The sequence below is a fragment of the Shewanella amazonensis SB2B genome (genome assembly GCF_000015245.1).
Lineage (GTDB): Bacteria > Pseudomonadota > Gammaproteobacteria > Enterobacterales > Shewanellaceae > Shewanella > Shewanella amazonensis.
The window spans coordinates 2435485-2456350 of record NC_008700.1 but is presented as its reverse complement, the minus strand read 5'-3'; the positions used below and the strand labels follow the sequence as shown (position 1 = coordinate 2456350).

Annotated in this window: 16 protein-coding genes; 5 read left to right on the top strand and 11 right to left on the bottom strand. The window is 53.2% G+C overall.

Translation table 11 applies throughout. The features are described from left to right. The first annotated feature begins 197 nt into the window (after nucleotides 1-197). Entirely contained in the window at nucleotides 198-641 is a 444-nt protein-coding gene (locus tag SAMA_RS10540; protein WP_011760133.1) for an Hsp20 family protein, read from the top strand. A 107-nt stretch (nucleotides 642-748) separates the two neighbouring features. On the opposite strand, the gene ilvN is transcribed toward SAMA_RS10540, so the two are convergent. The 4 genes from ilvN to SAMA_RS10520 form a co-directional block, all read right to left on the bottom strand. Further along, nucleotides 749-1243 carry an acetolactate synthase small subunit gene (gene ilvN / locus SAMA_RS10535; protein ID WP_011760132.1) on the bottom strand — a complete coding sequence of 165 codons (495 nt, stop codon included), beginning with the start codon at nucleotides 1241-1243 and terminating at the stop codon, nucleotides 749-751. After that, entirely contained in the window at nucleotides 1243-2964 is a 1722-nt protein-coding gene (locus SAMA_RS10530; protein WP_011760131.1) for an acetolactate synthase 3 large subunit, read from the bottom strand. Before SAMA_RS10530 ends, ilvN begins: the two co-directional genes overlap by 1 nt. A 383-nt stretch (nucleotides 2965-3347) precedes the next feature. Further along, complete coding sequence (locus tag SAMA_RS10525) at nucleotides 3348-4553, bottom strand: multidrug effflux MFS transporter (RefSeq protein ID WP_011760130.1); 1206 nt, start codon at nucleotides 4551-4553, stop codon at nucleotides 3348-3350. A 185-nt stretch (nucleotides 4554-4738) separates the two neighbouring features. Further along, entirely contained in the window at nucleotides 4739-6082 is a 1344-nt protein-coding gene (locus SAMA_RS10520; protein WP_011760129.1) for an aminotransferase-like domain-containing protein, read from the bottom strand. A gap of 99 nt (nucleotides 6083-6181) precedes the next feature. On the opposite strand from SAMA_RS10520, the gene SAMA_RS10515 reads away from it, so the two are divergent. Continuing rightward, the gene (locus SAMA_RS10515) at nucleotides 6182-6790 is read left to right on the top strand and encodes a LysE family translocator (RefSeq protein ID WP_011760128.1); all 609 of its coding nucleotides are present in this window, start codon (nucleotides 6182-6184) and stop codon (nucleotides 6788-6790) included. Between the two features lie 64 nt (nucleotides 6791-6854). Beyond that, complete coding sequence (locus tag SAMA_RS10510; RefSeq protein WP_011760127.1) at nucleotides 6855-8633, top strand: SulP family inorganic anion transporter; 1779 nt, start codon at nucleotides 6855-6857, stop codon at nucleotides 8631-8633. 41 nt (nucleotides 8634-8674) lie between these two features. Here SAMA_RS10510 and SAMA_RS10505 read toward each other — a convergent pair whose 3' ends face one another. From SAMA_RS10505 to ppk1, 3 genes are all read right to left on the bottom strand, one after another. Continuing rightward, nucleotides 8675-8872: a hypothetical protein gene (locus SAMA_RS10505; RefSeq protein WP_011760126.1), complete on the bottom strand. Its 198-nt coding sequence runs from the start codon at nucleotides 8870-8872 to the stop codon at nucleotides 8675-8677. A 406-nt stretch (nucleotides 8873-9278) separates the two neighbouring features. Then, nucleotides 9279-10748 (bottom strand): Ppx/GppA phosphatase family protein, encoded by a 1470-nt coding sequence (locus SAMA_RS10500; RefSeq protein WP_157608394.1) that lies wholly within the window; start codon nucleotides 10746-10748, stop codon nucleotides 9279-9281. 58 nt (nucleotides 10749-10806) lie between these two features. Beyond that, a complete protein-coding gene (gene ppk1, locus SAMA_RS10495; protein ID WP_041409814.1) occupies nucleotides 10807-12966 on the bottom strand; it encodes a polyphosphate kinase 1 in 2160 nt (719 codons plus the stop codon). Between the two features lie 376 nt (nucleotides 12967-13342). Here ppk1 and yegD point away from each other — a divergent pair, with 376 nt between their 5' ends. Both yegD and SAMA_RS10485 read left to right on the top strand, forming a co-directional pair. Continuing rightward, entirely contained in the window at nucleotides 13343-14695 is a 1353-nt protein-coding gene (gene yegD / locus SAMA_RS10490; protein ID WP_011760123.1) for a molecular chaperone, read from the top strand. A 20-nt stretch (nucleotides 14696-14715) separates the two neighbouring features. Then, nucleotides 14716-15210, top strand: coding sequence for a CreA family protein (locus SAMA_RS10485; RefSeq protein ID WP_011760122.1), 495 nt, complete (start codon nucleotides 14716-14718; stop codon nucleotides 15208-15210). A gap of 166 nt (nucleotides 15211-15376) precedes the next feature. Here the strand turns inward: SAMA_RS10485 and SAMA_RS10480 are convergent, their stop codons facing one another. The 4 genes from SAMA_RS10480 to pdsR form a co-directional block, all read right to left on the bottom strand. Beyond that, nucleotides 15377-16582 carry a cystathionine beta-lyase gene (locus tag SAMA_RS10480; protein ID WP_011760121.1) on the bottom strand — a complete coding sequence of 402 codons (1206 nt, stop codon included), beginning with the start codon at nucleotides 16580-16582 and terminating at the stop codon, nucleotides 15377-15379. An 87-nt stretch (nucleotides 16583-16669) separates the two neighbouring features. Beyond that, the gene (locus SAMA_RS10475) at nucleotides 16670-17440 is read right to left on the bottom strand and encodes a DUF2785 domain-containing protein (RefSeq protein ID WP_198134277.1); all 771 of its coding nucleotides are present in this window, start codon (nucleotides 17438-17440) and stop codon (nucleotides 16670-16672) included. Between the two features lie 388 nt (nucleotides 17441-17828). Next, nucleotides 17829-19988 (bottom strand): proteobacterial dedicated sortase system histidine kinase, encoded by a 2160-nt coding sequence (gene pdsS, locus SAMA_RS10470; RefSeq protein WP_011760119.1) that lies wholly within the window; start codon nucleotides 19986-19988, stop codon nucleotides 17829-17831. Continuing rightward, entirely contained in the window at nucleotides 19985-20680 is a 696-nt protein-coding gene (pdsR, locus tag SAMA_RS10465; RefSeq protein ID WP_011760118.1) for a proteobacterial dedicated sortase system response regulator, read from the bottom strand. The genes pdsS and pdsR overlap by 4 nt, the downstream gene beginning before the upstream one ends. Nucleotides 20681-20866 lie beyond the last annotated feature (186 nt).

The following is a 20866-nucleotide window of genomic DNA, read 5'->3' as shown; positions in this document are numbered from 1 at the left end:
TCAGGTAGTTTCGTTAATAAAAAGCCGGCTAAGCCGGCTTTTTGATTTTATGGCCTTGAATTCTAAATCCCCAAACCCCAAATAGGTTTCAGAGCCGCTCGATGAGGGCTCAGGTATCGCCTTCGGGGATACCTTATTTCTCAGGGTGCGACCCGGTCGGCCCGCTCACTATATTGCTTATGATGAGGATATAAAGAATGCGTAATTACGATTTGACCCCACTTTACCGCAGTGCCATTGGTTTTGACCGTCTTGCCCAATTGGCCGAACATGCTGCCGCCAACAATGGCAACAATGGTTACCCCCCATACAATATCGAGCTGCTCGGTGAAAACCGTTATCGCATCACCATGGCCGTGGCAGGTTTCTCGATGGAGGAGCTTGAGATCAGCAGCGAAGGCGACAAGCTGGTTGTCAAAGGTAACAAGCAAGACAAGGGTTCAGAGCGCAAGTACCTGTATCAGGGAATTGCCGAGCGCGGATTTGAGCGCACCTTCCAGCTGGCGGATTATGTGACCGTGACTGGCGCCTATCTTGAACACGGCCTGCTGAATATCGACCTGGTGCGGGAAATCCCGGAAGCGCTGAAACCTCGCAAGATTGAAATCGGTTCACGCCCCGTGCTGGAAAATGTCGAGTAAGTCGTGATAAGGCAATCAGTGCAGTTTGGTTCCTAACCTGCCGCAATAAATACAAAACGCCAGTCTGAGACTGGCGTTTTACGTTTTACTGTATGGCGCTTCCGACGTTATGCCCGCATGGACTTATCACCGCGGGATAGGCCCACCACACCGGAGCGTGATACTTCCACCACCTTGGTGACTTCCGCCAGCGCGTTGATAAAGGCGTCCAGCTTCTCTGTGGTTCCGGCAAGCTGGATGGTGTAGTGGCTGGCGGTGACATCCACGATTTGGCCGCGGAAGATATCGGCGCTGCGTTTGATTTCTTCACGGACTTCCGACTGGGCCTTTACCTTCACCAATGCCAGCTCTCGCTCGATATGGGCCGATTCAGTGATGTTGGAGACCTTGAGCACATCAATCAGCTTGTGCAGTTGCTTTTCGATTTGCTCAAGCACCATTTCATCCGCTGCCACGGTAATATTCATTCGCGACAGGGTAGCATCGTCCGTAGGTGCCACTGTCAGACATTCGATGTTATAGCCACGCTGGGAAAACAGACCAACGACACGGGAAAGGGCACCGGGTTGGTTTTCCAAAAGTACAGATATAATTCGGCGCATCAGCTTCTCTCCGTTTTGCTCAGCCACATGTCATTCATCGCGCCCCCGCGAATTTGCATGGGGTAAACGTGCTCAGTTTCATCGACATTAATGTCTACAAACACCAGTCTGTCAGTCATCGACAGGGCTTCGGCGAGCTTGGGCTCAAGCTCCTCCGGGCGGCTGATGGTAATGCCAACATGGCCATAGGCCTCGGCAATCTTGGCAAAGTCCGGTACTGAGTCCATGTAGGAGTGGGAGTGGCGACCTGAATAAATCATGTCCTGCCACTGCTTTACCATACCCAGGAAGCGGTTGTTAAGGTTGATGATTTTTACCGGCACATCGTATTGCAGTGCGGTAGAAAGCTCTTGAATATTCATCTGGATAGAGCCATCGCCGGTGACACAGACTACGGTTTCATCGGGCATCGCCATCTTCACCCCCATGGCGGCGGGCAAACCAAAGCCCATGGTGCCCAGACCACCAGAGTTTATCCAGCGTCTTGGCTTGTCAAAGGGGTAGTACAGGGCCGCAAACATTTGATGCTGTCCCACATCGGAACTCACATAGGCATCGCCCTTGGTGAGGCGATAGAGGGTTTCTATGACTTGCTGCGGTTTGATTTTTTCACTGTTGGTCTCATAGGCCAGGCACTTGCGTGAACGCCACTGATTAATGTCATTCCACCAGCAGTCGATGGCGCCTTCATCGTTTCGCATTTCGGTGTCGCCGTCCAGCAGCGACAGCATCTCATCCAGTACCTTGTCGGCGCTGCCTACGATGGGGATGTGAGCCTGTACCGTCTTGGAGATGGATGAAGGGTCGATATCGATATGCAGCACTGTGGCGTTGGGGCAGTATTTCTGCACGTTATTGGTGGTTCGGTCATCAAAACGTACCCCAATACCAAAAATCAGATCACTGTTATGCATGGTCATGTTGGCTTCATAGGTGCCATGCATGCCCAGCATACCTATGTTGTTGGGGTGGGTGCCGGGAAAGGCGCCAAGGCCCATCAGGGTGTTGACCACTGGAATATTCAAACGCTCAGACAGTGCCAGAATTTGCTTGTCGCAGCTTGAGATAATAGCGCCGCCGCCCACATACAGTACCGGTTTTTTGGCATTGAGGAGGGCCTGCAAACCCCGGCGGATTTGGCCTTTATGACCTGTCACCGTGGGGTTGTAAGAGCGCATTTTCACTTCTGACGGGTACTCATAGTCGAACTTGAGCGCCGGGTTCAGGGTGTCTTTGGGCAAGTCCACAACCACAGGGCCTGGGCGGCCGGTAGCGGCAATGTAAAAGGCTTTTTTAATGGTTTCGGGTATTTCAGTGGGGTCTTTTACCAAAAACGAGTGTTTCACTATGGGTCTTGAGATGCCAATCATGTCGCATTCTTGAAAGGCATCGTTGCCAATCAGACTGGAAGGCACCTGGCCGGACAGGATAACCAGCGGGACCGAGTCCATATACGCCGTGGCAATGCCTGTGATGGCGTTGGTGGCGCCGGGGCCTGAGGTTACCAGTACTACGCCCACATCACCTGTGGCACGGGCATAGCCGTCGGCCATGTGTACCGCGGCCTGTTCATGGCGAACCAGAATGTGCTCTATATTTGAACTTTCATGGAGGGCATCGTAGATATCCAGTACAGAACCACCTGGATAACCGAAAATGTGTTTTACGCCTTCATCGATAAGGGATCGAACAATCATGCTGGCGCCGGAAAGCTTTTCCATTCGTGCATCCTCAAAAAGATACCGTTACGGTAAACAGTACTTGTTACAGCGACGGTAATCGCTCTAAAACCAAGCTCCTGGGGTACCAGAAACTCGCTCAATTGCCCGGATTCCGGTAAGAAACGCTCACTTGGGTGAAGCGGGCTGGGCAACTGTCACAGACGGACAGACGTCCATCTTTCAAAAAAGATTGGTTAAATTCAAGCCTGAATTCAAAAAAAACAACGAACTTAAAGAAAATTCAACATCAGCGGGGAAAGAGGACGGGCGTTAGCGTGCGGGGATGTGTAAGCATTTTGTTTATAAAGTAATGAATTATAAGGTAAATAAATCGCTTTCAGGCCGGATGTACGGGATTTGGCCTGAAAGCAAGCAATTGCAGATTATTCAATCGAGGTGCGTCTGGCGAGGTGCTGACAGGCACCGGCCAGCAGTACGGCAAACAACATCAGTGCCGAAAATGGCAGGGCAGTGCCTGTGTAAAATGCAGCCAGCAAAGGCCCGGCCAATGCACCAATCCCAAATCTGAGGGTGCCTATCACGGCGGTTGCAGTGCCGGTTTCCCGCTGAAACTTGAGCAGCACAATAGCGTCAGCATTCACCGACATAATGCCGAGGCAAGCCATCAAGGGGACCAGCGTCAGCAGAGTACCATACAGCCCCAGTTCAATGGTGTTAGCGGCGCACAGCAGCAGGGCGAATACCAGACCGCACAGGGTCGAGGCTCTAAGTAGCCGCAGCGAGCCGAAACGACCCACAATCCGGGAGTTGAGAATATTGGCGAGCATCAGGGCGCCCACATTTGATGCAAACACCATGGCAAAATGCTGACTGTCCAGCCCGTAAACCTCCATAAACACAAAGGGAGAGGCGGTGAGGTAGCAGAAAAACGCGAAGGAGGTGAGTACGCCGCTGGCGATAAAACCCTTCACTCCGGCGCGGGTCAGTACGGTGCGATAGGCTTCAATAAAACCGGGTCTTTGATGCTTTTCGGTTTTTACCTCAGGAATTTGTAAGCCGAAATATACCAACGTCAGCGCAAGCAGCGCATAGCCCGAGAGAACATAGAAAATCATCTCCCAATGGCTGAAGCCAAGAATAAAGCTGCCGATACTGGGGGCAATCAAGGGCGCCAGCATCATAATAAGGCTCACATAGGACATGCCCTTGGCCGTATTGTCCCCATAGAGAATTTTTACATAGCCGGGTACCACCACAGTGGCGGCCGAGCCTATCATGGCCTGCACAAAACGCAGCCCAAAAAAGGCGTCGGGTGTGCTGACATGGGACAGGAGCAAGCTGCAAATCCCAAAACCGGTAAGACCAAACAGCACCAGCGGACGGCGGCCGTATCTGTCTGCCATTGGGCCAAAAAGCAACAAGCCACAGGCGTATCCGGCAAGGTACACACTGAGACTCTGCTGCACATGGGTAACATCCGAGCCCAGACTCAGCGCAATGACCGACATCGCCGGCAAATACATATCAATGGCCAGCGGCGTAATGGCCACAATGGCGGCCAGCAAGGGAATTAAAAAGGCCCGGTTGAGCCCTGATGTGCGTGCTTGCGCTTCTGTCGGTGAACCCACTGTTACCTCTCGTGGTGAAAATGAATAATCAGGCGATAAAGCTATGTGCGGCGGCTCCCCAGCCGCGGCGAATCTCCGATCCTAGGTGACTGAGCCCGCAACTGCCAGCACCGCCGGGAGAGACAATTGAAAGCAATTGTTGCCTCACAATGGCTTTGTCCGCAGCCATTGCATGGGGTGTACATTTAAACCACGGCAATGCCCTGATTGAGGACGTCGGTCAGGGTGCTTTGTATCCTGTCGAATACCTCATCTTCTTCGCCCCGTGGAATACGACCCAGGCTGAATCTGATCCCGTTTGCCGGTCCGCCAAAGTCGGCGAGGCTGCGGGCCAGTATGCCTTTGGCGGCAAGCGCCGCTATTACATTACTGGCCCTGAAACCTTCTGGCAGTGTCAGGCGGCCGTTGAGCCCCCGACTTTTGGCCTCCAAATCGAGGGACTCTGCCATGGTCAAAAATCGCTGTTGCAGTGAGGCTATCCAGGCATCTCTGTGTTGGTGAATGCCCCCCGAGCGAATAAGTTCACAGCCAATTTCAATCAGCAGCGGCGACACCATCCAGCAGTGGGCATGTATGATGCGATTGACCCTGGGCTGCAATCTTGCGGGCAGCAACATAAAGCCAAATCGAATACCACCGGCAAACCGCTTCGACAGACTGCTCAAATACACCACAGATTGTGCATCGGCGGCCAGTTGCCAAATGGGGGCGCTCCACTCCTGTGATGTGCAGTAATTCACATCATCTTCAATAATGATGATGTCGTGGGCTCTGGCAAGGGCCAGAATGCGTTGCCGCTGCGCACCACTGTAGCCGATGCAGCCGGGATTCTGGCTGTTAGGGGTCAGATAAATGGCCTTGGGTTTGTGTTTATCGATGCAGGCGGCAAGTTCATCCAGATTAAGACCATCATCCAGTAATGACACGCCGCACAGATTCAGGCTCAGGGCTTCGGCGGCGCGATTCAACCCCGGATAACACCAGGCCTCATGTAATACCCAGTCGCCAGGTTCACATATAGCCGCGAGTGCGGCAAACAGCCCTTGCTGTGCCCCATGGGTAAAAACGAGCTTCCCCCCAAAATCATCGACGCCGGAGCGGGCTAAAAACGTCAGCACAGTTTCTTGCTGCGCCTCAAGATTTGCCGTGTGGTAATCAAGCAGACCAGCCAAGCGAACCGGGTCGCGCCCCATGCGGCTCATCACTTCTCCGAGGAAAGCGGCCTGGTCGGTTACCGCCTGCTGGCAGGTTGCCAAATCCAGGGGGCCCGTGCTTTTGGGCTCCGCCATGCGTACATAAGTGCCATCACCTACACGCGCCTCCACCCAACCGCGATAAATGGCTTTGGTATAAGCGCGGGTGACTGTGCCCAGGGTGACGCCCAGTGCATCGGCGAGTCGGCGCTGAGGCGGCAGTTTGGAACCCGGCGCCAGTTCTCCCCGGGTAATGGCGTCACCTATGGCATTGGCCAGCTGTTCATACTTACTGCCACTGAAGTTTTCCAGCGTAGGCGTCCAAATTGTACGCATGACAATATTCCGATTGATCTGTTTTGTTGGGGCTATAGTATGGCAATAATTGCTCGGAATCACCCTTTTATTGTATCCATACAATTTGGAGTTTGTTTCATGGAAATGACCCTGACGGCATTGACCCTCTCTGCCGCTGTATTTTGCGCCACTATGACCATGACCCCCGGCCCCAACAACCTGTTACTGGCCCAGTCAGGGGCAACCTTCGGTGTGCGTCAAAGTGTTCGCCATATTGTCGGGATAAGGTTGGGCACAACCTCACTGCATCTGGCCATGCTGCTTGGGCTCGGCGCCTTGTTTGAAGGGTTCCCGCTGCTGCATCAGTTCCTTAAAACCGTGTCACTGGCGTATCTTTTATGGCTTGCCTTTAAAATTGCCACCGCGCCTACCGCGGAGCAATCTGCATCCCAGCGGATTAAGCCCATGGGACTCATGGAAGCGGCAATGTTCCAATGGATCAATCCCAAGAGTTGGCTCGCCGTGATGACACTGTGCAGCGCTTTTACACTCGCGGGAGACCAGTACTGGCTCAGTGCGCTGGTGATGGTGCTGGTATTTAACATAGTTGGATTGCCGGCATCTTTTACCTGGGTGGTCTTGGGGCAAGCCATTGGCCGTTTTTTGCACACGCCGGGGCGTCAGCGTACGTTTAACCAGCTGATGGCGCTGGCCTTGCTGCTGACGTTGCCAATGATACTGATGTAGTCAATGGATTTATTTTTACTGGCAGGGATAGACAAACTAAGCTAATTCAACGATAAGGCAGGGAATGGATGAATCGAAAGGAGTCTGTGTGTCTCGTTTGTTGTCCCTGATGCCGGGTCTGGCATCATTTAAAGACTACCGCAAAGAATGGTTCAAAGATGATGTGCGTGCGGCATTCTCTGTGAGTGCCGTGGCGCTGCCGGTGGCCATTGCCTATGCGCAGCTTACTGGGGTGAACGCCCTGGTGGGCCTGTATTCCTGTGTGCTGCCCATGATGGTTTACGCCCTGTTTGGTACCTCCCGTCAGTTAATCGTGGGGCCCGATGCAGCCACCTGTGCCGTGGTGGCCGCTGTGGTGACACCGCTGGCAGCGGGCGACAGTATCAAACACTGGCAGCTGGCCATGACCATGACCGCCATGACGGGATTCTGGTGTCTTATCGCCAGTCGTTTCAAATTGGGGGTACTGGCCGATTTTCTGTCAAAACCCATCTTAATGGGGCTGTTAAACGGTGTGGCCATCACCATTATTGTGGGTCAGGCCTCAAAGATCCTCGGCTTCAGCTTTGACGAGCGCTATTTGCTTGACCGTATCGCTGCCGCGCCCGGATATCTGTCGCAAATTCACTGGGCCACCCTGGCGATGAGCCTGGGAGCCGTGCTGATCTTCCTTTTGGTTAAACGTTTCAGGCCCACTTGGCCAGCCGCCATGTTGGTGATTGTGGTGTCTACTCTGGTGGCATGGGCGGCAAATCTGGAGCAGTTTGATGTGGCGCTGGTGGGGGATGTAAGCATCAATATGCCGGCATTTCAGATGCCAGCCTTTGATATTGGTATTGCCCGGGAATTGGTCATGCCAGCCCTTAACCTCGCCATGGTCAGCTTTGTAAGCATGATGCTCACGGCGAGAAGTTTTGCTGCAAAAAATGGCTATGATATTGACCCTGATAAAGAATTCAGGGCCTTGGGTATTGCCAACATCGCCTCCGCATTGTCTCAGGGTTTTGCGGTGAGCGGCGCTGATTCCCGTACGGCGGTGAATGACGCCAGTGGTGGCAAGACGCAATTGGTGTCGCTGATTGCCGCGCTTATCATAGGCATAATTGCCTGGCTCTTTACCGCGCCTCTGGCCTTTATTCCCTCGGCGGCGCTGGGGGTTGTGCTGGTGGTGGCATCCTGGTCGTTGCTGGATCTTAAAACCCTGTGGAAGCTCAGAAAGCGCGATCAAAGGGCGTTTTTACTGGCCATGACCACCTTTGTGGCCGTGTTGCTGATTGGCGTTATTCCCGGTATTACTCTGGCGGTACTCTTGGGGCTGTTTCAGTTTTTGCAGGTGGTTATGCGCCCGAGCGACCAGTGCCTTGGACTCGATGCCAAGGGCACGCTGCGAAGCCTCGACGGCAGCGACAAAGCCGTGGCCGTGCCCGGGGTATTTATCTACCGTTTTAACTCGCCGTTGACCTACTTTAATGCCAGCTATTTCAAACGACGTCTTTTGGAGCGTATCGCCGCAGAGCCGGAAACTCCTGAATGCGTGATTATTGATGCGGTGCCGTGCTTTACTCACCCGGATATCAGTGTGATGGCCATGCTGTCTGACTTATATGCATTGCTGAAACGCAGACATATCCGGCTGATTTTGGCTGGCCGCAAGCGGCAGTTGTTGTCCTGGTGTGAGGCGCAGGGCATACCGACGGGGGAAGGAGGGTTGCTTATCCGCTCTGACCTCTATCTTGCACTCAAGATGAATCAGGCATATAAGCAGGCTCTGGCGGATGGCCAGGCGCCGGTACTCAAGCGACCTGTGGATTTGGACCTGGTGCTGGAACACAGCCATCTGTAACAAAAAAGCCCCGGAACCCGGGGCTTTTTTGTACAACAGGATTAATCTCTGCCAAGCATATCGCAGGGGATAAGCCCTTGATAAAAATAATAACCGGCAGGACCCAATCCAAGACTCAATGCGCACCAGAGGCATTTTTGCCCCTGACTGATTTTGGCTTCACTGCACAGAGCCTTGTATCCAAAAAGACAATGCAGCGCTACCAATAGCAGCAACAGCAACAAGATGGTGATTTCCATATACTCAATACCTTAAAACAAGTCCGTTAAGGTGACGCTTCTTGCGTTTTCCCCAAAATAACAGCAGGTTCCGTTTTTATCGCACTAATTTACCTGACGATGTACGTATTTGCCAATACACAACCCCATCGCAGTGAAACCTTTTGAACGCCCATCCCCAAGATTATTACCTGAGGTTTGGTGCGCCGATTAAAATTGTAGCGATTTTGGCGGTGAAGTACCAATAACAACAGTAAAAATGTGGGAAAGGTCCCCATTCGGCCCTGGGCTGCAGATGAACCAACCCGAGCCTGTTGGGGGCGCTTTGGTTAAATGTTTGTCTGGTATGGAATCGCCTGCCGGCCAGTGGCGTGAGGAGTGCAAGTCAGTTGGTACGTGGCGAGCCTTTATACCAACAGGCGATGTATCAGTCTTCGTCAGCGGGAGAGGGAAGCTCGCTGTCCAGTCTTAGAATAAGGCCAAGCTGGCCCAAATGTTTCTTCTCTCGTTTCAAATCTTTAAGCAGCAGATCAACCCGTGCGCTTTGCTCGGGGATAACCGCCAACTCATTGGTATCCAATACAGCGCAGCTCAGGCGCAATGAACGGGCGACCCGGCCGAGATTTACCAGGATTGCAAGACGCAACAAACACAAGAGTTTTACCAGTACTTCACGGCGACCATCGGGCAGGGCATTGATGGTATCAAACTGCGGCTTTTTACACTGGTTGCCGATTAACATCGCCAAGTCCTGCTGCAAGTCCTGACTGAAACCGGGAAGGTCACTGTTGGCGATGATGTAGGCCCCGTGCTTGTGGTAAGCACGGGAATTGATGTGAATGCCGATTTCATGCAATGAAGCGGCGTAAGACAGGAGCCGGGCAAAGGGACGGATTTGCCAGCTGTCGGCCACGCTGTCAAAAAGTGCCATGGCGGTGTTACGCACCCTGGCACCGTGCTTGGTATCCACATGATAGAGGTTGGCGATGCTCTCTACCGTGCGGTGACGAATATCCTGTGACTGGTCGATTTGGGCAAGCTCGTACAGCACGCCTTCCCGCAGCGCCGCAGGGGTGGGCTCCAGCTGTTCTATGGCAAGTCGCCGGAAAAAACTGATAAGAATCGCAAGTCCGGCAGGCACCAGAGTGATGCGCTTTTTATCAATATTGGTAAATTGCAACGCATCCACATGACCTGCCTGGACCAACTTGAGTTTCAGCTCTTTTAGCCTTGGCAGGGTGACAGTTTCATCGCCAAAACTTTCAAGCAATGCTTCACAGATGGCTTTGACTGACCCCGAGCTGCCCAGCACCAAGTCCCAACGACCATCGAAATAGTCTTTTGAGAGTGATGAAAACTGCTTATCGGCGGCAGTTTGCGCAGCGCGAAAGGCACTTAGGGTGAGCTGACCATCGGAAAAGAAGCGCTCGTTATAGCTCACGCAACCACAACGAAGGCTTGAGAGCATTACAGGCTGATTCTTTTCACCAATCACCACCTCGGTGGAGCCACCGCCGATATCGATAATCAGGTTATGTTTGGCGAGCACTTGGCTTTGGGCGATGCCCGAATAGATAAGTCGCGCTTCTTCGTGGCCGGAAATCACCTCGATGGGATAGGGGATCACCGTCAGTGCCGCTTTTAAAAATTTGTCTCGATTGCGGGCGACCCTCAGGGTGTGGGTTGCTACCAGTCTCACCTGGGTTTCGCACAAGCCTGAAAACCGTTGACTGAAATTGCGCAGACACTCGAGGCCCCGACCGATGGCTTCATCGGATAAATAGCCTTCCGGACTCAGGCCCTGAGCCAACTGTACCTGTGCTTTTTCTTTATGCAGAATTTGCAAACTGCCGTCTTGCTCACGGGCAATCATCAAATGGAAGCTGTTCGAACCCATATCGATAGCAACGAAGTGTCGCTGGTTTGATGATGACAAGCTGTTTCTCCCTCGTGGATCAGCTGGTGACCGGCAGATCCCTGTTATCTTCTTGCTCTGCAATCGGCGCGGATTCGCTCTTTAAGGCTTCTGCCTCGGCGTCGATACGCGCCTTGAGAAGTTTTTCATAGTGGCAAAGATACTGGTATATCGCCAATTGGGAGCGTACTTTACGTTTATTTCCCCGGTGACGGTAGGGGTTGCTCTGCTCTTTGTTGATTATTCGGGCTTTGGTATTGTCCGATAGCTGAAGGGCCAATATGTCCATCACCATCTGTTTCAACTGAGGGTCGTAAATCGGTGTGGTTACCTCGATACGGCTGTCAATATTGCGGCTCATCCAGTCGGCAGAGCAGAGGAAGAGTTTATTTTCACCACCGGCGTGAAACAGCATGACCCGTGAGTGCTCCAGGAACCTGTCGACAATACTGATGACATCGATATTGTCACTGATCCCGGGAATTTGTGGCACCAATGAGCACATACCGCGAATGATCAGCCGAATTTTCACCCCGGCCATGGAGGCATCGTACAGCTTGCCGATAAGCTGCTCATCGACCAGGTTGTTGAGTTTCAATGTGATCCCGGCCTTGCCGCCCATTCGGGCATTGAGGATTTCATCCTCAATCAATGAGATGAGTTTCTGGCGGGCATCGAAGGGGGAGACAATCAGGTGTTTGAAGTTATCACGCCGGTATGGATGCTCAATTAAATCAAATACCTGCTCAACTTCGCGCGCGATTTCCTGATTGGCGGTAAACAGGGATAAATCCGTATATACCTTGGCGGTGCCTTCGTTGAAGTTACCCGAGCCCACGTGGCAGTAGAGGCGGGTTTCGCCGTGTTCTTCTCGGCCGATGAGACAGAGCTTGGAGTGTACCTTCAGGCTTGGGATCCCATGGTGTACCTTGACGCCGGATTCTGCCAGTATGCGGGTCCATTCGATGTTGTGCTCTTCATCAAAACGGGCCCGTAGCTCAATCACTGCCGTCACCTGTTTACCGTTTTTCACCGCATCAATCAGCGACTGCATCACCCGCGATTTTTTCGCCACCCGGTAGAGATTGATTTTGATGAATTTCACCGCGGGGTCAAAGGCCGCCTGACGCACCAGCTCGGTGAAGTGTGAAAACTTGTGGTAGGGGTAGTTGAGCATAATGTCGCCGCGGGCGATGGCATCGAAGCTGTTGCCACAGCGCTGAAAGCCGGCGCTGTCCAGGGCGTGAATCTTGTCGTTTTCAAGATACTTGCGACCCGGGTTTGGGAAGGCGATAAAGTCTTTAAAGCTGTGATAGCGGCCACCGGGTACCAGACACTCGGTGGAGCTGATCCCAAGCTGCTCTTTAAGCATCACCAGCATGTGCTCTGGCATGTCTTTGTCGTATACCAAGCGCACCGGCTCGGCGGTGAGGCGTTTTTTCAGGCCGCGGGTCATTTTTTCCAGCTGGCTTTGGTCCAGTTCGTCAATCACGTCAAAGTCGGCATCGCGGGTCAGTTTCATCGAATACGCATCTATGCTCTCGTACTCGAAAAACGGCGAAAAAAGGTCGTTCAGACAGTGGCGAATGATGTTATCAAGCAGAATGAGGTGCTTTTTCGCCTTGGATTTTTCAGTGGGCAATTCGATAAAGCGAGGAACGTTTTTGGTCGGCACTTCCACCAATGCATATTGCCTGCGGTCTTTACTGTGTAAGCACACGGCAAGGTAGGTGGCGTTATCGGTGATATGTTTGACCAAAGCCCTGTGGTTACTGACGATAAGGGGCGCTATATGGCGTTTTAACTGGTCGCGGAAGTGCGACTTGAGCCACTGGCTTTGAAAGTCGCTCAGCTGAGATTCATTGATAAGCAGTATGTTGCGCCGCACCAGCTCACGCATCAATTCGCCATAAATGATGTCGAATCTTTCCTGCAGGGTGAGCACACGGGTTTGAATTTTTGCCATCAGGTGACGGCTGTTGTTACGGCCATCCTGCAGGCTGGAGAGCAAAATGCCCCTGCGAACAGATGCGACCCGCACCCGGAAGAATTCGTCCATATTGCTGGAAAAAATCCCCAGGAACCTGATCCGCTCAACAAGAGGCACTTCGGGGTCGCAGGCTTCCTGCAACACTCGTTCGTTGAAAGACAGCCAGGAAAGCTCCTTGTCGATAAACATCTTGTCTGTATTGGGAGACACTCGAAAACTCCTTTGAGCGTGTGATGCAGCCATGCCAGCGAATGTCGCCGGGCCAGCACACGATAACAGTCATTTGTCGTGCTGGGAACCCGGGGGTGTCACTGAAGCAAAATCAGTAACAAGTGATTGGCTTTATTGAAAATAATAGCCCAGTCGCTGAGATTACTTCAACAATATGTCAGATTTGTGAACCGGCTGCTGTCGCCGCTCGTCTTGGCACTGCTATCAACTTCATCATCAGAAAATCCCAGCATTTGAATACAGGACTGACGCCGCATTACCCGCTGAAATTTACCCCATAAAGCCGCCTTTTGCTTTTCAGTCGGGGGCGTTTTTGCTACCTTGGACGGCTTTTTTATTCGCTTGGAGAAATCGGGTGTTTGCAGGATTTGACTATGGCAGTGCCAACTGCGCCATGGCGGTATGTGAAGGGGACTCAGTACGTCTGCTGCCCATCGGAGATTCAGGTGGCCAATATCTGATGTCGGTGGTGTATGCGCTGGATGTCAGTTTCATCACCGAGGCGGTGTGTCAGCGTTTACCCGATAATCAAGCCAGGGCGCTGGTGCAAAAACGTGGGGCTGAACTTGCCCGCGCCCGACGCATGCGTCAGGAACTGGATTTAACCGCAACTGATGACACTGTGTTCATCGGAGAGGCGGCACTGAAAGCCTATCTGGATACCCCCGAAGAAGGCTTTTTTGTGCGTTCACCCAAATCCTTTTTGGGCGCAACCGGCCTGCGCCCTGAGCAGGTGGCTCTGTTTGAAGACATAGTTACCCTGATGATGCTTGAAGTGAAAGGCCGCGCCGATGCGTTGCTGCAAAACCCTGTGACTCACGCCGTTATCGGTCGGCCGGTTAACTTTCAGGGTATTGGCGGTGAAGAGGCCAATATTCAGGCCCAGAGTATTCTGCAAATTGCCGCCATGAGAGCGGGTTTCACTCAAGTGTCATTCCTGTTCGAACCCCTCGCGGCTGCCTTTGATTTTGAATCGTCCCTCGAGGCAGACAAGCGGGTATTGGTGGTGGACGTAGGCGGCGGTACCACAGATTGCTCTTTGGTGACCATGGGACCCAATAAACGCAGCCAAACCGAGCGCAGCGAAGACTGCCTTGGCCACAGTGGCCAGCGTATTGGCGGAAACGATTTGGATATTGCGCTTGCCATGGAGTGCCTGATGCCCCATTACGGCCTTGGCGATATGCTGAGTACGGGTAAACCCATGCCAAGACAAATGTTCTGGCAGGCGGTGGCCATTAACGATGTGGGGGCGCAGCGCGACTTTTTCTCCCTGAGTTATGCCACGGCCATTAAAGAACTCAGAAAAGACGCCATTAACCCCGATGCCCTCGACCGATTGGCCAGGCTTAGACGAGACCAGCAACACTGCCAGTTGGTGAAACTGGCTGAACTTGCCAAAATTGACCTGAGCGGTGAAGAGCTCACTCAGGTTGAACACCCCGATGGAGCACACACCAGTGTTGCTGCTGATGCGTTCGGTCTTGCGATTGCGCCCCTGGTGCAGCGTATCGGTGAACTGATGAGAGCCGCGGTGGGGGACGAGTCTTCCCCGGATCTGATTTATGTCACCGGTGGCAGTAGTCGTTGCCCGCAGGTGGCAAGCAGCATCGCAGCCGTGTATCCCGGGGTTGAGGTGGTGCAGGGCGACAGCTTTGGCTCAGTCACCGCCGGGCTTGCCCGCCGGGCGGCATTGGAATTTGCCTGATTAAGGGAAAAGGAGGCTATATGGAACTCAGCTGGATGAAAAAAATCGCCTTATTTGGTCTTGCCATCTTGGTACTCTTGGGGTGTGGCGATGATGTGGGGAAGGTGAGCCTCGGGCTTTTTACCACCAAGGATGTGGTGATTGACGCCAGGCAAGATCCCAAGGTGCCGGGGGTGACCTGTCATATCAGCCGGGTGGAAGCCGATTTATCCCTGGCTGACCCGTCTGACATGTCCATATCCTGCCGCCAGACCGGCCCCATTCTGGCCTCCCAGATTGCCGACATCGACAAAAGCAAAAACGGTGAAGTGGTGTTTTCAAGCTCCCTCAGTGTGCTCTTTAAAACCCTGAAAGTTCGCCGTATCTATGATGCTGGCTCGCAAACTCTGATGTATCTTTCCTATTCCACCAAAGAAACCTCTGGCAGCCACAAGCACTCGCTCTCAACCGTGCCGCTATACGGCACCCAAGCCTGGCAGCAGGGGGAGATGAAGCCCGTGCCCTCGGGTAATTAACCTGTTGCCTGAGTGTTCCGAGTCTCTCTGGAAAGAACAGCCAGGAACTGTTGAGGTGAATGCCTGAAATCATAAGAGTCCGCAGCTTACACTGCGGACTCTGTTGTTTTGGATACTTAGATGACCGTGCTGGGAACCGGCCAGTGTCTCTTCAAGACTGAGACTTTCACCCTTGCGTTTCTTTGGCCATGACCTCATTGAAACGCACAAACCCGGCGCTGAGATCCTCAATCAAATCTTCCGGATCTTCCAGGCCAATGTGCACCCGAATAAGGGGTTTACTGCTGTCCCAGCGGGTGGCTGAGCGGATGTTGTGAATTCCTGTCACCCCGAGGATAAGGCTTTCAAAACCGCCCCATGAAAAGCCCATTTTAAAGTGACTCATGCCTTCGACCATGGCAGTTACTGCGTCCACGGTTCCTCGCTTTAATACGAATGAAAACAGTCCATTACTGCCAGAAAAGTCCCGTTTGAAAAACTCATGGCCGGGGCACTCTTCAAAAGCCGGGTGGCGAAGGTGGTCGACTTCCGGACGGGTCTTAAGCCAGTTGGCCACGGCGAGTGCATTTTTTTCGTGCTGTGCCATGCGTACCCCCAGGGTGCGAAGACCCCGTGCGGCCAGGTACACGTCATCCGGCGAGGTTGTTTGCCCCAGGAGATAACTGTGCTCACGCAGCTTGTCCCAATATTGTGGGCTGGCGGTTGCTGTTCCCATCATCACATCTGAGTGACCGACGATGTATTTTGTGGCGGCCTGAATGGAGACATCCACGCCAAGCTCAAAGGGACGGCTGTTGATGGGCGAAGCCCAGGTGTTATCGAGTATCACCACCAATCCGTGTTCATGGGCGATACGGGCGAGGGTGGGCACATCCTGCACTTCCATGGTGATAGAGCCTGGGGACTCAACAAAGAGCACCCTGGTGTTGGGGCGGATTAAGGCCTCGATACCGGCACCAATCAAGGGATCGTAGTAGGTGGTTTCAATACCGTAGCCCTTGAGTACCTTGTCACACAGGTCCCGGGTCGGCTCATACACGCTGTCGACCATCAGCAGGTGATCGCCTGCCTGGAGAAAGGCCAATAAGCTGGCTGAAATGGCCGCTGCGCCACTGGGGTAGAGCGCCGTGCCCGCACCACCTTCCAGCTCGGCAATGGCGGCCTGAAAACCAAAATGCGTTGGCGTGCCGCGGCGGCCATAAAACATTTCACCATTGTGTTTGTTTTTGGCGGCATGACGCATTTCCTCCATGGTGTCGAACACTATGGTGGAGGCGCGAAACACGGGAGGATTTATGACCCCTTTACTGTATTTCTTTTCTCGGCCAAGACTTACGATTTTCGTGGCGGTTTTCATGGGTTTATCTGACATGCTGCGTCCTGCCCCTGGAATAAGATTTTGGCCATCTTACCATATGGATGGCCAAATTAAACTGAGATACTGCACCGAGCGGTTGTCTCAGGGCAGCTTTTTCATCGCGGCCTGAATTGCTGGCTGCAGCGCAAGCAATCTGGGCTGCTTGCTGCCTGAGATACCAAGCAGCAGGGCACTGAAAAATGCCCGGCGATTATGGCGTTCAGCAAGCCCTGCATTGGAGCTAAAGGCCTTGTCCCAGCCTTCGATATGGACAGGTGTGCTCCACCTGGCCAATTGACTGTGCCAAAAGCTATCAGGGATATCGTCCCTTAGCATGGCGTAAAGCACCGGACGGGCCAGGCGCTCCGGCTCACCATATACATAAAAATGCCCGGCGGGGCTGAGCTGATGCTGTATCGATGTAACCAGCTCCATTATGTCATCCGATGACAACGCCGGATTGAGGACGAGTTGCAGCAGTAAATCTGCACTGTGAGCCACCTGATGGCGCCAGCCAATCGTCTCATCGAAGCCCCGATAATCCTGGATCCCTGCCATGGTGTCCGCAGCTAACTTACTGAGAGCGTCCCGCTCAGCGGGTTCAAAAAATGGGCTGACCCTGTCAACTCTGGCCACTTCCGAGAGGGTCAGGATGGCAAAGGGAAGATAGACGCCATTTGGGTCATCTTTGCGTTTGCGGACATCACCGGAAAGCTTTGTATACAGGCTCTTTACCGTCTCATTTGTAAGGTCATTGGCTCTGAGCCAGTGGCTTAATCCACTGAAGGCAACCGCGTCTCGAAGCTCCGGATCTGTGTCTGCAAGGCAGCTTATTAACCTCATCACCATGTCATTCCGGTCGGCGTCCGTCATCTCAAACTGGCTTCCCGCAAGGCTTAACAGTCGAGATTTTGGCCATTTGTTATCAACGCAGGGAGCATGCTGCTGGGATAATTGCGCGTTTTGAACTGTGGCTTGGACGCTACTTGAAAAGGCTAACACAGAGAGTGCGGAAGTTAAGATAAGTGCCGTCATCCCCTGCGTGAAGGATTTCTGAGTAACAGTGGCGACCTGCGAGGCTGCGTGTTTGTCCGTACTTTTCATTATGCGTCCCTGATAATCCCTTAAGGTTTGTGTCCGGATGAATACCCCATCGTTTACGATGCCGACGCTACAAGAGTGGTGTGAACAGGGCAAGGTTTAATCTGCTTGCCCACAGCGCCGCTCAGTTATTTCGTCAATTGAGCCTGTCTGGTTTCAGTCAAAGTGCAGACTCGAGCGGCATTGAGACGGATATACGGACACCGTCGTTACCGGCGAGATTTTCCGCTTTGATATCGCCGCCGTGAAATCCGGCAATCAGTCTTGCAATATACAAACCCAATCCAAGGTGCGGTTTATTATCCTGCCCCGGAGGCCTCACAGTGACCATGGAGTCGAAGATGCGCTCTGCCATGTCCTCAGGCAACAATGGCCCCTGATTAGTGACGCAAAGTTTCAGCTTTTTATGACTGTGACTGAGACTGATATTGATGGGTGTACCCGGTGTCATAAATTCCAGTGCATTGCTTATCAGCTTATCCATAAGCTGCGCCAGGTACTCGGGCACACCTCGCAGCGGGTAGTCTCCCTCATCCACTGTCAGCGCTAACGCAACGCCTGGGTAGGTAATTTGGTAACCCTGAACACAGCCCTTTATCACCGCCTTGGCATCAAAACGTACCTTGTCGGATTGAGACAGCGACTCTTCCAAACGGGTGGCTTCGCTCATGTTGGCGAGAATGAGACTCAGGCGACTCACGCCTTCCTGGGCGCGGTCGACGTACTTTTGTCTGTCATCCCCAAGACTCAGCATTGAAAGATGCTCCAGGCTTGAGCGCACCACGGCCACCGGGGTTCTCAGTTCGTGGCCCAATCGGGACGACATATTTTCCAGATAATGGGTGTACTGGGACAGACGTTGCACCATGCCTGCCAGTGAACGCGACAAGTCGCCAATTTCATCCAGCGACTGTGACGGACTGATGCTGGCCTTCACCCGACCCTGTGCATCAATGGCGCTCTCGGCCTGATCCCTGAGATTACGGATACGGCTGGAGATATTGGAGGCAAAGAAAAACAGTGCCAGCGTACCCATGCTCATGATGGTCAGGATCACATTGAAGAGTTTTTCCAGCGCACGGTTTCTTAAGGTGCGGATCCCATGGGTGGTTTCTTCGGCCACCACGGCGCCCATAACCTTGTCATCAATCCAAATGGGGCTGGCCGCCGCAAGGACCACGGCCTTGTTGTCCGGGGTCAGGCGCCAGGTGCTGCCGGGCTTGCCGGAAAGTGCCCTTTGAATATGGCTGCCTTCGAGCTCAGTGGAGTCCTGAAGGCCATCGATAAAGTCCTCAGGCGGTTTGGTGAGCACCCGATAGTAAAGTGGATAAAGATACTCCTGAACCCAATGCTCAAAAGCGCCTTCGGGACGTTCGTTGCCGATGGCCTTGGTCCAGATACTGTCGCTGTTTTTAATGTCCCCTGAGCGCGCCAGCACCCGACCATGTCTGTCTACTACCCAGATGCGGGCGCTGTTGTGCCCCATGCCTTTGATGATGGCTTCGATTTCCGGAGAAGGTACAAGTACAGTCCCCAGATTATCGGGGCTGTCGGTGCGGGAGGTGCCCGTTATCCCCACCAGTTCACGGTTTTTGGGGTTGTTGACATCGTGAAGGGCGAAACTGATTTTGCCGCCCAGCATCTCCAGCGGGATCCTGAGCTCGATGTTGTAGCCAAGCGCCGTGGTGTGCCACTGCCCCTGAATACGCACCTCCGGCAGCGCTGGCAAACTGAGCTGAGGGTCGGCAGGCAGCTCGAACGCGTTCACCCAGCCATCTTTCTGTGTCGCCACCACGTAGCGGTGGAAAAAATTGCTGCCATCGAGGGTGGCGATGGCCAGATAATCATTTCTGTCTACCCTGAGGCTATTGCGGCCGCGATACACAGGCGTCGGGTCAGTGACTTCAAAAAAGGCGTACAGGTAATTACCGTATCGCCCAATCATATGATTGAAGCTGAGGCTGCTTTGTGAGCCTCTCATTAACTGCATATCTGCACCATAGTGCATTGCCTTGCTGCGGTAGGGTTCCCAATCATCCAGTTTTCCGTCGAGCTGAATGGGACCCGATAGCGGGTGGGCGTAGAGATCTTTACGTTTTTCGACCTGGGATAAAAAGCTCGCCTGACTGTCAAACAGCCTCGGACGCTCGTGCAGTGCGGTCGCCAGCGCCTGAGTGGTGCCTTCAAGGGTACGTTCCTGGCCGTGACGCAGGTACTTTTCCATCTCCCACACATATTGATAGCCAAGCCAGGGCAGGCACAGCAAAAACAGTGAGAGAATAACGACTTTGGCGCGAAGACCCAATGGCAGGCGGATCATGAACTCTGGCTGTCCCATCGATAGCCCATGCCATAGACGGTGTCGATGCAATCAAACTCGGTGTCGGCCGCGATGAATTTTTTGCGAATGCGCTTTACATGGCTGGTGATGGTGCTGTCATCGACGTAGATTTTCGCTTCCTGCATCAGTTCGGTGCGGCTCTTCACATGGCCCGGGTGGCGGGCAAGAGCATGCACCATCCAAAATTCGGTCACCGTCAGTTCAATCGGCAAATCGCGCCAGTACACCTGAATGCGATTGGCATCTATGGTCAGGTGCCCACGGGTAAGCAGATTATCCGGTGTAGCCGGCGCTTTAAGCTGTTCACAGCGGCGAAACAGCGCGGCCAGCCTAGCCAGCAGATGTGGAAAACTCACTTCTTTGGACAAATAGTCGTCCGCCCCCAGCCGAAGGCCTGTGACGGTATCAAAGTCACTGTCGCGGGCGGTCAAAAAGATGATGGGAATGGTGGGCGACAGGGCTCTGAGTCCCTGACACAGGGTAAAACCGCCATCGATTTCGTCCCCAAGACCAATATCTATAATGGCCAAATCCGGCAGCCGGGTTTGAAACGCCAGCATGGCATCGGGACGATTGGCAAAGGTTTGCACCAGATATCCATGGGACTGGAGCACATCTTTGTAGTTTTCGCGGATGGCGGCTTCATCTTCGACGATGGCAATTCGTTTCATGGCGTGACTCAATACAGCGGGCGCTAGGCCAGTTTTTGCAGGGGCTAATTCAATCTATGGCTGACTATACAGCAATTTAGCCCCATTGAAAGTCTGGGGCTTTGATTGCCATTTTGTTGCCACAATTGATAGTTAAAGCGCCATTTTTACTCCCCTTGATTGCCACGAGAGGGGAGTTAAATAAGT